General features: G+C 40.0%; 14 protein-coding genes. 6 read left to right on the top strand and 8 right to left on the bottom strand.

The genetic code is table 11. The annotated features are described in order from the left end of the window. Window positions 1-2: 2 nt before the first annotated feature. Window positions 3-2084 carry an OPT family oligopeptide transporter gene (locus tag ACWTVK_RS05400; protein WP_456046200.1) on the bottom strand — a complete coding sequence of 694 codons (2082 nt, stop codon included), beginning with the start codon at window positions 2082-2084 and terminating at the stop codon, window positions 3-5. A 449-nt stretch (window positions 2085-2533) separates the two neighbouring features. On the opposite strand from ACWTVK_RS05400, the gene ACWTVK_RS05395 reads away from it, so the two are divergent. Further along, entirely contained in the window at window positions 2534-3889 is a 1356-nt protein-coding gene (locus tag ACWTVK_RS05395; protein WP_456046199.1) for a class II fumarate hydratase, read from the top strand. Between the two features lie 101 nt (window positions 3890-3990). Here ACWTVK_RS05395 and ACWTVK_RS05390 read toward each other — a convergent pair whose 3' ends face one another. The 4 genes from ACWTVK_RS05390 to ACWTVK_RS05375 form a co-directional block, all read right to left on the bottom strand. Next, a complete protein-coding gene (locus ACWTVK_RS05390; RefSeq protein WP_456046198.1) occupies window positions 3991-4392 on the bottom strand; it encodes a hypothetical protein in 402 nt (133 codons plus the stop codon). Window positions 4393-5558: 1166 nt separating this feature from the next. Further along, window positions 5559-6740, bottom strand: coding sequence for a metallophosphoesterase (locus ACWTVK_RS05385; protein WP_456046197.1), 1182 nt, complete (start codon window positions 6738-6740; stop codon window positions 5559-5561). A gap of 16 nt (window positions 6741-6756) precedes the next feature. Continuing rightward, a complete protein-coding gene (mutY, locus tag ACWTVK_RS05380; RefSeq protein WP_456046196.1) occupies window positions 6757-7854 on the bottom strand; it encodes an A/G-specific adenine glycosylase in 1098 nt (365 codons plus the stop codon). Between the two features lie 117 nt (window positions 7855-7971). Then, the gene (locus tag ACWTVK_RS05375) at window positions 7972-8493 is read right to left on the bottom strand and encodes an 8-oxo-dGTP diphosphatase (RefSeq protein WP_456046195.1); all 522 of its coding nucleotides are present in this window, start codon (window positions 8491-8493) and stop codon (window positions 7972-7974) included. A 117-nt stretch (window positions 8494-8610) separates the two neighbouring features. On the opposite strand from ACWTVK_RS05375, the gene ACWTVK_RS05370 reads away from it, so the two are divergent. From ACWTVK_RS05370 to ACWTVK_RS05360, 3 genes are read left to right on the top strand one after another with little or no spacing between them, the layout of a single operon-like run. Continuing rightward, the gene (locus tag ACWTVK_RS05370; protein ID WP_456046194.1) at window positions 8611-9384 is read left to right on the top strand and encodes a DUF4931 domain-containing protein; all 774 of its coding nucleotides are present in this window, start codon (window positions 8611-8613) and stop codon (window positions 9382-9384) included. Between the two features lie 56 nt (window positions 9385-9440). Further along, the gene (locus ACWTVK_RS05365; RefSeq protein WP_456046193.1) at window positions 9441-10253 is read left to right on the top strand and encodes a metallophosphoesterase; all 813 of its coding nucleotides are present in this window, start codon (window positions 9441-9443) and stop codon (window positions 10251-10253) included. Window positions 10254-10262: 9 nt separating this feature from the next. Then, window positions 10263-10493, top strand: coding sequence for a hypothetical protein (locus ACWTVK_RS05360; RefSeq protein WP_005385164.1), 231 nt, complete (start codon window positions 10263-10265; stop codon window positions 10491-10493). 106 nt (window positions 10494-10599) lie between these two features. On the opposite strand, the gene ACWTVK_RS05355 is transcribed toward ACWTVK_RS05360, so the two are convergent. Continuing rightward, window positions 10600-11580: a molybdopterin-binding protein gene (locus tag ACWTVK_RS05355; protein WP_456046192.1), complete on the bottom strand. Its 981-nt coding sequence runs from the start codon at window positions 11578-11580 to the stop codon at window positions 10600-10602. 177 nt (window positions 11581-11757) lie between these two features. After that, a complete protein-coding gene (gene crcB, locus ACWTVK_RS05350) occupies window positions 11758-12138 on the bottom strand; it encodes a fluoride efflux transporter CrcB (RefSeq protein WP_308522228.1) in 381 nt (126 codons plus the stop codon). A 152-nt stretch (window positions 12139-12290) separates the two neighbouring features. On the opposite strand from crcB, the gene ACWTVK_RS05345 reads away from it, so the two are divergent. Continuing rightward, entirely contained in the window at window positions 12291-12680 is a 390-nt protein-coding gene (locus ACWTVK_RS05345) for a helix-turn-helix domain-containing protein (RefSeq protein ID WP_257846885.1), read from the top strand. Window positions 12681-12764: 84 nt separating this feature from the next. On the opposite strand, the gene ACWTVK_RS05340 is transcribed toward ACWTVK_RS05345, so the two are convergent. Further along, window positions 12765-13472 carry a GntR family transcriptional regulator gene (locus ACWTVK_RS05340; protein ID WP_119209183.1) on the bottom strand — a complete coding sequence of 236 codons (708 nt, stop codon included), beginning with the start codon at window positions 13470-13472 and terminating at the stop codon, window positions 12765-12767. A 216-nt stretch (window positions 13473-13688) separates the two neighbouring features. Here ACWTVK_RS05340 and ACWTVK_RS05335 point away from each other — a divergent pair, with 216 nt between their 5' ends. Then, window positions 13689-14630 (top strand): diacylglycerol/lipid kinase family protein, encoded by a 942-nt coding sequence (locus ACWTVK_RS05335; RefSeq protein WP_456046191.1) that lies wholly within the window; start codon window positions 13689-13691, stop codon window positions 14628-14630. Window positions 14631-14643: the final 13 nt, after the last annotated feature.

Here is a 14643-nt window from a genome sequence, read left to right as displayed (position 1 = left end):
TCTTATTGTTGTTCTTGCTCAGCTTTCATAGCTAAAGCTTCTTCTTTATTGAATTTGTGTGTTACAACACGACGAACAAGGTAGAGACCAGAGAAGATGAATGCAAGTAATCCTAACCATTGTGCTGTGCTTTCAAATTGAGGACCTACTAATTCAAGTGGAGATTCACCGCCACCAGTTGTAACAGACAATACAATAATAACAGCTATGATTACACCAATCAAGCTTTCACCAACAATCAAACCAGAAGCGAAGAGAACGCCACGGCGGTTAGATTGTTCAACATCGTACTCAGCGAGTTCGCCAGCACGCATTTTAGCACGAGCTACTAAGTAACGGCCTACGAAATAGCTAATGAAAGAACCTAAGATAAGAGGTACTTCCAATGTTGGAGGTAAGTAAATACCCATACCAACTGCCAATGGAGGCAATGTTAAAGAAGCTGTTGTGCTCTTAAGAATTAAGTTAACGATGATTGCTACTACGCCAACACCAACGCCAATCAAGATGTAATCCCAATCCATACTAGAACTGAAGATACCTTGAGCAATTGTAGTCATCAAAGTTGCTTGTGGAGCGGATAATGCAGCATTAGGGTCCATTTCAGGACGTGGTAACGCACCTGTGAAGCCATATGCTTGGTAAAGCAAGTTAAGAACAGGAGCAATTGCAACTGCACCAGCTACAGAGCCAAGTAACAACGCAATTTGTTGACGCCAAGGTGTAGCACCAACGAGTTGGCCTGTTTTCAAGTCTTGCAAGTTATCGTTAGAAATAGATGCAATGGCGATAACTACGGATGTCATAAAGATAGCCATAGCTGTAGCGAATTGTACGCCTGCTTCTGTAGCGAACAAGTTATTTTCAGAAGCGATGAAGTACACCACTAAGGAAGAAATAATAGTCGCCAAGATACCAATACCGGAGATTGGAGATGCAGATGTACCGATAAGACCTGCCATGTAACCACATGCAGCAGCTACGAAGAAGCCGATTAGCAAAGCTACTACAACACCTACAACAACAAGTGTCCACATTAAGCCTGCACTAATAGGTACTGCAGATACGAAATCCCAGAATGTAAGAACTAAACCTAAAAGGATGATACCGAACACGATGATAACAGATTTTGTGCTCATATCTGTATCCATACGATGCAATGCACGTTCAGTGGAACTGCTATTCATGGATTTAACAGAAATTTTCATACCTTCGATGATTGGTTTAATCAATGTAATCAAAGTCCAAATCGCTGCGATACCAATAGCACCAGCACCGATGAAACGAACTTTAGATTTCCAAACAGCCATTGCAAATTTAGCTGTAGCACCGCCGTCTGGAGCAAACATATTAGTTAAATAAGGTACGAAGCCAGCCCAAGCGATGAGTACACCAACTAGGATAGCGATACCAGAAGCAATACCGATAAGGTAACCAGCGCCTAACAATGCTGTAGAGAAGCCTAACGGAATTTGAGTAATCCCCTTGCTACCTACAGGAAGCCAGAAACTCATGCTGTCTCCGAGCACTTTGAAACCATTTGCACAAAGACTGATAATACCAGCTACAAAACCACCGGATACAATATCACCCATACCGGAGCTAGATTGTGGACCTTGGCCAGCATTGTGAGATCCAACTTTCAAAATTTCTGCTGCTGCACGGCCTTCTGGATATGGCAAATCACTATTTACTACCATGGCACGACGCAATGGAATGGTGAATAACACACCAAGGGAACCACCGCATGCGCAGAGCAAGAATGTTTGCCAGAATGGGAAGCCGTTCCAATACCCAAGCATGAGTAGACCTGGCAAGATAAAGATAATTGCGGACAAAGTACCGGCTGCAGAAGCCTGAGTTTGTACCATGTTGTTTTCAAGAACGTTAGAATCCTTGAAGAAACGTAAAATTGCCATTGAAATAATGGCTGCCGGAATGGATGACGAGAATGTCAAACCAACCTTCAAACCGAGGTATACGTTAGATGCTGTAAAAATTACAGTAATCAATGCACCAAGTAGCATCCCACGTAGTGTCAGTTCCGGCAGATGAAGGTCATGGCTCATAAAGTCATGTTTCATAAGTACTTACCTCCTCTGTGAAACTAGAGCTTAAAACAATATAATAAGCTACTTCCATTTTAACGTGTTAAAGCGATGATTTCAATATATATGCGATATTTATAATGTATACATGTTTCATTAGCCCCTCAACTATGTAGGAAAAGGCAATAGTCCAAAAGCCTCCAAAGCCACCCACCCCGCTACGCGGGGCCGCTAAGTCGTTTTTTGACTATCGCCTTTCCCCTCTCAAATCGACCTTATATGAAACATGTATACAAATTAAATATAAATCATCCCATATATATTGGGAGAAGGGAAAAGATGTATATGCATAAATCGCATATACAACTCTCTTCTATGTGAAAATAGAAATCATTATCTTTTATCCTGTACAAATATATAGGATTTTATATAATTAAATTACCGACGATAAGGTCGGCATGTCTTTTAAGGAGGTTGTAAACATTATGGAAACAAGAATTGAATACGATTCAATGGGACCAGTCGAAGTCGACACTAGACGAATTTACGGACCTCAAACGCAACGCTCGTTCAATAACTTTAAGATTGGTGACCACCGTATCCCTATTGAACAAATTAAAGCTCTTGCGCTTGTAAAAAAAGCATGTGCTTTAACCAATGCAAAGTGTGGCGCAGTAACAGAGGAAAAAGCGAAACTCATCGCTCAAGTAGTCGATGAGATCGTAGACGGCAAATGGGATGATGAGTTCCCGTTAACCGTATTCCAAACAGGTTCTGGCACACAGACTAATATGAATGTGAACGAGGTAATCGCTCACCGGGCTAAACAGTTAGATGAAAGCAACCCACTCCATCCTAACGACGATGTAAACCGCGGTCAAAGTACAAACGATACATTCCCTACGGCAATGCATATCTGCGGATACTTTGAAATTACAAAACGGGTAATCCCTGCATTGGACGGCCTTATTAAATCTTTCGAAAAATTGCAAGAAAAAGGGAAAGGCTTGCAAAAAGTTGGTCGTACTCACCTACAAGATGCGACTTTCATCATGGTAGACCAAGAAATTAGTGCCTTTGTGGATGGTCTAAAAACAGCGAAAACTATGCTCCTTCAAAACGCTGACTACCTACTCGACGTAGCCCTTGGGGGCACTGCAGTCGGCACCGGTGTAAATACACCTAAAGGCTATCTCGACGTAATGGAAACTGTATTGCCAGAGGTAACAGGTGCTCCATTCCGCGTGAAGAACAACAAATTCCAAGGGCTGGCCCTCAAAGATGCGTTCATGATGGCTCATGGTGCACTAAATACGTTGGCTACTACCTTATTCAAAATCGCTAACGACGTGCGCTTCCTAGGCTCTGGTCCTCGCTGTGGTTACGGCGAATGGCATCTACCTGAAAACGAACCGGGCTCCTCCATCATGCCAGGCAAGGTAAATCCTACACAATGCGAAGCCTTGACCATGGTATGCGCCCAAGTATTCGGTCACAATACGACTATGACCATCTGTGCAGGTAGCGGTGCGTTCCAATTGAACGTGTACATGCCTATCATGATCTATGACTTTGTTGAAAGCTGTCGCCTCCTCGCAGATGCGATGAATTCTTTCACAACACACTGTATCGACGGTGTAGAATTTGTACCAGAAAAACTCAACTTCTTCGTAGAACAATCCCTCATGATTGCCACATCCTTAACACCATACATCGGCTACGATAAGAGTGCTAAGGTGGTAAAAGAAGCGTACAAACGCGGTTGCTCTATTAAAGAAATCATCTTGGAAGAAAAACTCATGACCGAAGACGAATTCGCTGAAGCAGTTCGCATGAAATAAAATCTCTCATCTCTATGACATATCTGTAACATCCTCTCATACCTCAAATGAACGGAAAAAGCCCCGATACGTTTTCGTATTGGGGCTTTCTATCTTTAATCTTATATTAGCTTATTAACTTTTAACAAAATTAGCGCAGACATTATGTAAGCAAACATAAAAAGAACTACATACATCTGTTTTTTTCTAGCCCATTCATAATAACGACTATGAGGTGGCTGTTTTAATAATACAGCTAACACAAAAACAGGCTGCAAGAACCACACCAATACAATTGGCACAGCGATGTAATCTAAGAAATAAAACATGCTAAACAGCATAACCGGGTATGTAATAATTGCCGCCCAGGAAAGAACTTTCATAAAACCATAATCAGAATTAGCAATTAAAGATACTAATAAGGGTGAAAGCTTTTTCCTTAATAAGATTTTATAAATAAGCCAATATAAAGCAATCCACGAAAAAAGGATGGCCTCTAAAACTAATGGTAAATGAATATGCACAAATGCTAACCTCTTTTACGTCTTAAATAGTTATAAATATAATTCCAGGCCACGTAAAACAAAAGTATTAATACATATGCGATAACAAAGAAATAAAAATCTACTTCATCTTCAATCAACTCTGGGTTTGTGACAAGACTATAGGGAATACATATAAGTAAAAAAAGTACCAAGCCTCGCACAAAATAATTATAAAGTTTTAAAAACATATATTTACTCCCACCATAAAAACTATATTTTCACAACATAATTAAAAGCTTTAGCTCTAATATCTCATAAGTTTTATAGCTATTAATATCATAAGAAATACGATTAGAAAAACATATTTCATATTGAATAGATTATTAATCTCTTTAAATCCATTTTGCTTAAATGCTTGCATTAATAACTTTACTTGTTTACGACTTAATATATATAAAACTAAGTGCAATGCTATCCCCGCTAGTATTGCTGCTTTTAGATTTCCTTCGTATCCACCAGTTATCATTGCACTAATAAGAGCTATATCCATAAGAATAATTGGAATGGTACATATAATAACTCTGTAGATAAAAAATTTACTATACATTAATCTGCACCTATAAAATAGATCTACAATAGCAAATGCTTCGATCTAGTCAATCATTCAATTAAATATCATCCACAATAATATAGCTGTCATGAAATATAAATAATACACTCTCTTCTTTAATCAACACAATTAAAATTTTAACTCTAATATATCACATTTTTTATATAAGTTCATATAATAAAAAGAGGTATTGTATTTTCATATACAATACCTCTTTTTATTTGTACCCTATGGTTTTCTAATATTTTATAAGGTTTATAGTCATTAACAGGATCAAAGATAGGATGAAAATCATATCTTTCGTAGTTAACAGTTCATAGGTCTCGTCAAATGTATCATGCTTAAATGCCTGTATTATCAGTTCTTCTTGTTTACTGAGTTCCAGGTATAGATCTAAATGGCATCCAACTGCCACTAGTATTGCTATTTTGAGATATCCTTTATATATATTCGTTGTCATATCGTAGAGTAGAGAGATATCAAATAGCACAAGTAGAATGGTACATATAAGGAATTTATGGATAAAGGATTTACTATACATAATTGTATCCCTATAATGAGCTCACCTTTTGTTCTAAGGAGCTCATCTTTACTTCTAAGCTACTCCGTCAAAAAATGTAATGACTGTAATTTCTCGTGGGCAGTTGATACGGATTGGGAACCAGTGGCCTGTACCATTATTGACGTAGCACACGCTTTGTTCTTCAACGTAGCGTCCTTTTGTATATGGAGTGCCTGTTGGCACTACAGGAACACCCATAAATACGATTTGACCGCCATGGGTATGACCGGAAAGGGTCAATGGAATTTTACGTTCAATGGCTTCTTCAAAGAATTCAGGGTGATGAGCCAATAGAATAACAAAGGCATAGTCTGGAATACCAGATAAAGCCTTATCAATCATAGCTTCACGTTTTTCTTTTTCTCGATCATTGTCGTACGCAACACCTGCAATATATACAGGTTGTTTACCGCCCATAATTTGAATATTGCTATTCACAAGAATATTCATCGGTGTATTGTGCTTCAATTCCTCTAACACCTTATTCACATCGTGATGGTATTCGTGATTGCCTAAGATGAAATCAACGCCATCAGGGATTTGTTTTGCAAAGGTTGTTAATCTTTCACAAACCTGTGGCAACCAAGCTAATTTATCGATCAAATCACCAGTGATAACAACGCGATTAGGCTTTTCTACAAGGGCGAGCTTTAAAATTTCATCAAGATCGTCTAAGTCGATGCTTGGCCCTACATGAATATCGCTGAGTTGAACGATTTTATAGTCCTTTAACCCAGGCGGTAAATTCGTATACCCAAAGCTTTCATGAGTGACCTCAATCTCATGTTGACCTACATAGGCAGCATAACTAGAACCACCGATTGTGGCTAACGGCACCACTGTGGCTGCCGTTCTAAAGAATGCGCGACGGCCCGTTCTATTTTCCTCTGGCGTTTTGCTCCAAATCTTATTAACCGCCCAGTATAGTAAACCTAGGACGATGAATACAGGAATAGCCAAGAATAAGCCAAAGAGGAAACCGTAACTTTCAGTACGGAATAGATTCATCAACGGATAATACATCGTTCCGTATAGATCTATTTGATTGAGTATATAGTATCGGATGGCAGCAAACCACGCACCGATAATAATTATATAACCTACCCAAGCAGGCCATTTCTTTTTAGGCTTCCACAGGTTGAGGAATAGAGCCCAAAATCCTACCAATCCTATTACGAGGATAGCAGAAAAAATGATATTAAATAGAATTCTCATTCATTGCTCCTACAAATTATTTTGCCATTTCTGTCAGTTTGCCATGAGGTCCTGCCCAAGCATAGTCGGCGAACTCGTCGCGCTTGATGAGCATCCAATCCTTTGGCAATTGCTTCTGGATATCTCCAATCGTTATATTTTTAGCATCTCCGGCATACGTCAAATCGCCGCGGAATGCTTTCATAAACCATTTCCGATGAGAGAAAATATGTGTTATTTCTTTTACCAATACAGGTTGTAAAGATAGTTCAAAACCTAGGTCTTTAACTAATGCTTCAAGACCTCGTTCCCCTTCGTCAAAGGTGGATACCATTTCCACCGATGGGAATTCCCACATGGACCGTAACAACCCACGATTAGGTCGTTTATGCAATAGATAGTAATCTTTGTATTGTAAGATACCTACAAATACTGGAACCTCTACAACCTTTGTTTTCTTGATTCGCACAGGTAATTTGTCCGTATCCTTATGTTGATATGCTTCGCACATGTTTACAATAGGACAGTCTCCACAGCGCGGCGTCTTTGGAATACATACGGCAGATCCAAAGTCCATCAAGGCTTGGTTAAAATCACCAGGTCGATCGTGAGGCAATGTTTCCTCTACGATGGCAGTTATGGCCTTCTTACCTTTAGTGCTCAAAATATCATCAAAGATGCGATATAAACGAGCATAAATGCGCAGCACATTGCCGTCTACAGCTACCTCTGGTTTGTTGTACGCCATAGATAGCACAGCCCCAGCTGTATAAGAGCCTACACCCTTCAAGGACTCCATAGTCTTGCGGTCACGGGGCACAATACCGCCGTAATTTTCAACTACGTCCTTCACGCCAAGGCGCAAGTTGCGAGCACGGCTATAGTAACCAAGCCCCTGCCAAGCGTGAACAACTTCATCCTCAGACGCCTTTGCCAAATCCTCTAAAGTTGGGAATAAACGCATCCAGTTGTCATAATAGGGCTTCATCGCCTCAATGCGCGTCTGCTGGCTCATCACCTCAGACACCCAAATCTTATATGGGTCTCCACAATCGCGCCACGGCAACTCCCGTTTATGCACATCATACCACGCCAATAGCTGTGGCACCCACTTAGGGTTCTTTTTATCAGTCATATTACCTCAATATATTATAAATTTAGGACTATAGTACCACTTTCGTAACTACATAGCTCCTTTTTTGTACTTTAATATCCACTAGCCTTATCTTGATGTAAGCTAATAAGGTCCAACCTATCCGTTAATATACAGATCAATGCGCGCTAAATGTTCGCTTTCAAGAACGGTATCCACAGGGGTCAAATCCATCTTATCTACCGTACTGTTGTCTCGGCCAAATACGATAGGCCCTTTTAACTTCTTGCCTTCTAGCAGCATTGGCAACCATTGTCGGTCACCATCCCACATGTGCTCGTAAGGAATTTCGTCTACTGTTAGCCAATGAGGTTCCATCTCATCTGTTTCCTCTACATTGCCTGTGAAAGCACGCAAAAAGTACACATAACCTACATGTGTTAAGCTTTCATCAAAAGGAAATTGAAAATCAAAGGCAGCCACACATTCTAAATCTTCAGGGCGACCATGAAGTCCAGATTCCTCAAATAATTCGCGAATAGCACAGTCTCGGAAGCTTTCACCAGCCTCGAGTTTACCGCCAAATCCATTATATTTATCAGCCCCGAAACCACGTTTCTTACGACCTAGCAATATGCGATTTTGTTCATCAATGGGAAATACGAGCGTCGTCGGTTTCATAAGGCCTCCTTAATCGTTAAAATAATACCCTATTATTATACCATTATTTCATGTACGAATGGGCTAATTATGGTATGATTAAGAGTATAGATTTTCTTATACGGAAGGAGGCACATGATGAATAAACCACTACGATTTAACATCGCACTAGGGCGCACAAAGCCTGTTAATATTCGGAACGAAGAAGTGCGCTGCCCCTTCTGTGATCGTTCAAAATTAACGGATATTCTAGATACATCAGGTCATATCATATGGCTCATGAATAAATATCCTGTATTAGATAAAACATGGCCAACGGTTATCATCGAAACAGAAACGGACGAAGGCGAATTTTCTACATTGTCTGCCGATGAAGCGGCTCGTATTCTCCAATTTGGTCTAGATAAATGGCGTGAAACACGGGAACGGAAAGAGTTTAAATCGGTACTCTTCTTCAAAAATCACGGATACATGTCTGGCGGTTCCATCCGTCACCCTCACAGCCAAATTATAGGCCTTGAGGATTACGATTACCACGAAGATATTACGGCCCAAAATATGGAAGGCTGGCTCTTGTACGAAGATCAAGATGTGCGCATCACCTTGTCTACACAGCCTATAATTGGATTCTTTGAATACAATATTCGCTTCAAGCCAGATGCACCGGTTCGCTCCGTTGCATTGCGTTTACAACAGGTATTGCGGTATGTATTGCGCAGCATCGCCAATTACAGCCAGTCTTATAACTATTTTGTATATAATCTTGAAGACGGCTACGACTATATCAAGGTAGTAGCCCGTTATGTCACAACACCACTTTACGTAGGTTACAAAATTCCTCAAACTTGCGACGAGGAACGAGCTGCAAAAATCATTCAAGACATTGCACCGTACTTCCACGCCTCTAAATAGTTTAATTATACAAATTGTATCTAAATAATTTTGATGATATATTTGAAAGGATGTTTATGAAAGTATTTGCCATCGGCGACCTCCATCTATCTGGCAATCCTCCTACAAAGCCGATGGATATTTTTGGTCCTCACTGGGATAATCACTGGAACCGCATCAAAGAAGATTGGATGGCCCGTGTGACAGATGATGACATCGTCTTTCTCGTAGGTGACATGAGTTGGGCCCTTCGCCTGGATGAAGCAGCTTGCGATTTACAAGAAATTGCATCTATGCCCGGCAAAAAGTATATGATTCGCGGTAACCACGACTACTGGTGGGCCTCCGCCAACAAGATGAGAAACCTCATGGGTGATGCTATCACCTTTTTACAAGGCCATGGTACAGCAGAACTCATTCAAACAGAAGAAGGTCCTCACATTATTGCCTTTGGTGGAACACGGGCCTACCTCTGCCCTGGCGACTCCCATTTCACACCAGAAACAGACCAATCCATTTACGATAGAGAACTGATGCGTACCGAATCAGCACTGCAAGAAATGGATGCAGCTGTGAAAACACTAATAGAAGAAATCACAGCTGAAACTAAAGCGGATACAACAGGTTCTGAAACGACCGATCCATTAACAATCGACATACACAATACACCAGTAACAAAACTGTTATTGTTACACTACCCTCCGTTCAATGAGTCCAACGCTCCTTCAGGCTTTACAGCACTCATGGAGACATACAATGTAGATTCTTGTATCTTTGGACATTTGCACGATCAAATATCCTTTAAGCGCATTCCAAAGGAATTTGGTTCTACTAAATTAGAGCTAGTGTCTGCAGATTACCTAGACTTTAGACTGAAAGAAATTATGTAAGGAGAGCCCATGAGTCGCATTCATAAAGAACATTTACAAGCAGGATATATCTTTGGTGATACTATCAACCAAGAATATATTTACTTGCCCTCTGGTGAGGTAGGCACAGACCATCCTTTGGCGGTCCTCGAAACACCGACAAAGCGTGAGGATATCACATTGGATGAGGCAGTCCACATGATTGATACATTAACACTAAAACGTTGTAGTCACCCTACACTAGGAAAAAAATCATTTTAATAACAAATAGATTATAAAAGCACATTAATAACAAAAAGCGGATAGATATGAAATCTATCCGCTTTTTGTATAGACTTATATAGTTTTTCGATCTTCTATAAGAGGATTATCCTAAAAAACCACCATGCCCCATACGAATGCAGTCTTCTTTAGTAATTTCATCATTTGCTACGAGGCGTGGCAAGATTTCATCAAATGCCGTTGGTTTGCTGAACAATACGCCACCTGGAACGCCAAGAATCGGTGTACCATCAGCACAGTAAGCAATACAAACCATAGAACCTGGCAATACAGGTAATCCGTATGTCACTACATGATCTGCATAACGTTTAATGGCCCCTGGTGTTAAATCGTCAGGGTCAACGCTCATGCCGCCGGTACAAAAAATAATATCAGCACCAGCTGCTTTTACCTTGTCGATAGCCGCCACAATATCGTCTGTATTATCCGTTACGATTTCATGGGCTACTTTATTTACACCAAACTCTGCACAACGTTCCTCAATGATTGGGGTGAAAGCATCTTTAATACGGCCTTCAAATACTTCGGACCCCGTAGTAACAATGCCCATTGTTTTGCGTACGAATGGTTTTACATTAAGTAAAGGCTTGCCATTAGCAATTTTCTTCGCATCCTCCACTTGTTGTTCCTCTAATAATAATGGAATACAACGCATGCCCGCTAATTTATCGCCTACTTTCACCGGTGTATTATTAAATCTCGTTACGATAGTAAGCTCGCCAATGCTATTAATAGCATGTAAGCGATCTACATCAACTTTAAAGAGACCATCTACGTCCGCAATAGCTTCGATTTTACCTTGCGCCATAGGTCCATCGTGCATATTTTCGCCACCTGCCATATTGTACAAAGCACGTGCCACGTCCTCTTCGTGCAAGAATCCTTCATCCTCAGGTTCCATCACAAAAATATGCTCTTTACCAAGGTCTAGTAATTTCGGAATATCCTCTTCCGTAATAACATGGCCACGACGGAATGGCGTATCTTTCACCTCTCCGATGACAATACGTACCAAATCATGTATTAATGCATGCCCTACGGCATCTTGTGTTCTAATGGATTTCATAATATCTCCCTTTATAATCTAGAAGTCTATGTAATGTATTATACTCAAAATTTTCTTCAAACTTTAAATTCTGAACTCTATACAATGTAAATTCTAACAATTCTATGTATCTTACCAAATAATCATATAAAAATAGATGTATTTATGCTGTAACTCAAGTCACCTTATTCGGTAAGATCAGATTGCACCGAGTATACGCGCAAGTAGTACACCAATCCAGCAAAGGATTAAGCCCCCTACAACTTGTACAAAGCCATAGAAAAAAGCCTGTACATAAGACTCTGTCATCATAAGTTGTAACATTTCAAAGGCAAAGGTTGAAAATGTTGTAAATGCACCGAGTCCACCAACAACGAGGAAGAACCTAGCCAACTGTGATAAATCTGGCTTTTGCATATATAGACCTAGTACAAGGCCAATAATAAGGCAACCAATGAGGTTGACTACAATCGTTCCATATGGAAAGGAACTCACCTTTGTCATAACCCATTCGCCAAGAGCCATGCGACACAAAGCACCAACTGCGCCACCAATGGCAACTGCAATGTATTTTTCCATATTGCCTCCTATACTTACAGTAGTATCCTACGATTTTCACAATCCGTGTAATTATCTGAAATAACCGATAAATATCTAGTTTTCTATATTAGTCAACGACCAACAGTCTCAGTATACTATATTTAGAGAGCAGGGAAAAGAAAGGAATCCCTATGAAACCTGCAACAACACCGTTAACTGAGCTACGAATAAATACCTACGAAGACCCATTTTTACAACATCAATATGTATGTTTAGGTCATAAAATTGCCAACATTCGCATATCTCTAAATATGTCCCAACACGAGCTAGCACGCCACGTTGGGATTAGCCGCAGTTATTTGAGCAAGCTAGAGTGTGGCACAGGCATATCCGGCATGTCTTTAGAAATTTTATTTAAAATCGCTGAAGCATTCCAAATTGATGTAGCTCAGCTTGTAAGGTTGCGTATCATAGATTATAAAAGTTGCAATGCTCATCTTACGTCACACTATAAACGATTAGAATTTCTAAGTCATACGAGGAACAGCGCGCTAACTAAAGTTAAGCCAAAGCTAAGTTAAGCCAATCAAATACAGTATTAACGCTCGTACAGAAAAAGCCCCGCCAACGGCGGAGCCTTTCATAAAGCATGCTAACAATAGGCATTATACTTCATTAAGTTTTTTGTGTTGCACTTCAGCATTTGCTTTTTTGAAGATAAATGCATTATTAATATGCTGACGCATAGCCGTTTCTGCTGCCACTTCATCATGACGCTCAATAGCATCTACGATATGATCATGTTCATCATCGCAATCATGGGTCCTCACTGCATTAAAAGAGCTAATGTACATGTCGCGGTTAACGCGTTCACGGAAGCTCGCTAAGTATTCTACAACCCGTTCATTACCAGAATAATGAGCAATCATAGTATGGAAACGACTGTTTACTTCAACGCGTTCTGTAGCTTCTTCGATTTGATGCATTTCTTTACAAATTTCACGCAACTCTTTAATTTGTTCATCAGTGGCATGACGGGCACAAAGTCGCGCCCCAAGGCCTTCCATTACTTCACGCACTTGATACAATGCAATAATCTCTTCAGGAGTATCCGCCTTTACAGTAACACCCTTCCAAGGAACAATAACTACGAGATTATCTTTAGCCAATTTACGGAATGCTTCGCGAACAGGTGTAGCACTCACTTGCAATTGTTCTGCAATTTTTACTTCGTTAAGCTTTTCTTGTGGCATCAATTCGCCTGTTAAGATAGCTGTTTTTAATGTTAAATAAACTTGTTCACTAAGTGGTAATCTTTCAATGGAGTCCACAGCGGACAATTTGTATTTATCTTTAGAATCTTGTCGTCCCATTAATATCCCCTAACCTTATATCCCCTCAACTCATTCGTACTTTCAAAGAACGGCTAAAATGAGTATAATATATTGTACGATATATTTTGTATTTTGAATAAATATGTTATATATGATTTAATGCATATAGTATAATTATAGAGCTCACATCTAAGACTGTCAATTTAACGATAGATAATAGCTATATCTCATTTTTGAAAGTAAGGAAGTTGTACCATGAGCCGTTGTTTAGTTATCATAAATCCTGTATCAGGTGGCGGTGCGGCACGTCGCTATGCCCTCGATTTACAATGGAAATTGAGCACCTTGTTTGAAACGATTGAGGTCAAATTCACTACTGGTGAAGGCGATGCTACACGTTTCGCAAAGGATGCTTGTGAACGCGGATTCGATGCTGTGTTCTGCATGGGCGGTGACGGCACCGTAAATGAAACCGTTAACGGTATTGCCCAAGGTGGCTTTAAATCTACCTTTGGTTTCATTCCTGTTGGTACTGTAAACGATATGTCTCGTGCCCTTGGTATTCATCAGAATCCAACACAGGCGATCAAACGTATTGATATCAATCAAACACGTACCATTGATATCGGTCGTTGTAACAACAAATATTTCTGCAATAATATCGCAGCCGGTGTTATTCCAAAGGTAATCGAAGAGGTTACTCCAAAGGAAAAAAGCATTTTGGGCCCTCTAGCCTACTTCTTACGCGCAGGGCAAGCCTTATTTACAACAAAGGACTACACATACCGCATCAAAACAGAGAATGACGATTTTATCTGTAAATCCCCACTCGTTCTTGCATTGCTCACCAATGTAGTATCTAGCTTTGAACGCTTCATGCCGGAAGCATCTGTAGATGATGGTTATATGCGCATCATAATATTCAAGGAATACTTCATCCTCGATATCCTAAGCGTATTGCCACTTATCATTAGTGGTGCCATCTACAACTCCCGTTATACAACAACACTAACCGTGAAAAAGGCTCATATTGAGTTATTATCTAATATAGGTGATCTACCTACTAATATGGACGGCGACCAAGGTCCATCCATGCCGGTAGATATCGAAGTATTGCCACGGGTCCTAAAAGTATTTGCCCCAGCAAAACACAAAAAGAAAAAGGCTTTGAATTTGCCTAAACTACCACATATTTAATAAATTGTAGAGA

This window comes from Veillonella sp. Ser01, from assembly GCF_053850375.1.
The sequence above is the reverse complement of the archived record's forward strand: the minus strand, read 5'-3'. Positions and strand labels throughout refer to the sequence as shown.

What these genes read in the sequence shown, in the direction of transcription:
- ACWTVK_RS05400 (WP_456046200.1), bottom strand. Translation starts at nt 2,084, where the DNA reads ATGAAACATGACTTTATGAGCCATGACCTTCATCTGCCGGAACTGACA.
- ACWTVK_RS05395 (WP_456046199.1), top strand. Translation starts at nt 2,534, where the DNA reads ATGGAAACAAGAATTGAATACGATTCAATGGGACCAGTCGAAGTCGAC.
- ACWTVK_RS05385 (WP_456046197.1), bottom strand. Translation starts at nt 6,740, where the DNA reads ATGAGAATTCTATTTAATATCATTTTTTCTGCTATCCTCGTAATAGGA.
- mutY (WP_456046196.1), bottom strand. Translation starts at nt 7,854, where the DNA reads ATGACTGATAAAAAGAACCCTAAGTGGGTGCCACAGCTATTGGCGTGG.
- ACWTVK_RS05375 (WP_456046195.1), bottom strand. Translation starts at nt 8,493, where the DNA reads ATGAAACCGACGACGCTCGTATTTCCCATTGATGAACAAAATCGCATA.
- ACWTVK_RS05370 (WP_456046194.1), top strand. Translation starts at nt 8,611, where the DNA reads ATGAATAAACCACTACGATTTAACATCGCACTAGGGCGCACAAAGCCT.
- ACWTVK_RS05365 (WP_456046193.1), top strand. Translation starts at nt 9,441, where the DNA reads ATGAAAGTATTTGCCATCGGCGACCTCCATCTATCTGGCAATCCTCCT.
- ACWTVK_RS05360 (WP_005385164.1), top strand. Translation starts at nt 10,263, where the DNA reads ATGAGTCGCATTCATAAAGAACATTTACAAGCAGGATATATCTTTGGT.
- ACWTVK_RS05355 (WP_456046192.1), bottom strand. Translation starts at nt 11,580, where the DNA reads ATGAAATCCATTAGAACACAAGATGCCGTAGGGCATGCATTAATACAT.
- crcB (WP_308522228.1), bottom strand. Translation starts at nt 12,138, where the DNA reads ATGGAAAAATACATTGCAGTTGCCATTGGTGGCGCAGTTGGTGCTTTG.
- ACWTVK_RS05345 (WP_257846885.1), top strand. Translation starts at nt 12,291, where the DNA reads ATGAAACCTGCAACAACACCGTTAACTGAGCTACGAATAAATACCTAC.
- ACWTVK_RS05340 (WP_119209183.1), bottom strand. Translation starts at nt 13,472, where the DNA reads ATGGGACGACAAGATTCTAAAGATAAATACAAATTGTCCGCTGTGGAC.
- ACWTVK_RS05335 (WP_456046191.1), top strand. Translation starts at nt 13,689, where the DNA reads ATGAGCCGTTGTTTAGTTATCATAAATCCTGTATCAGGTGGCGGTGCG.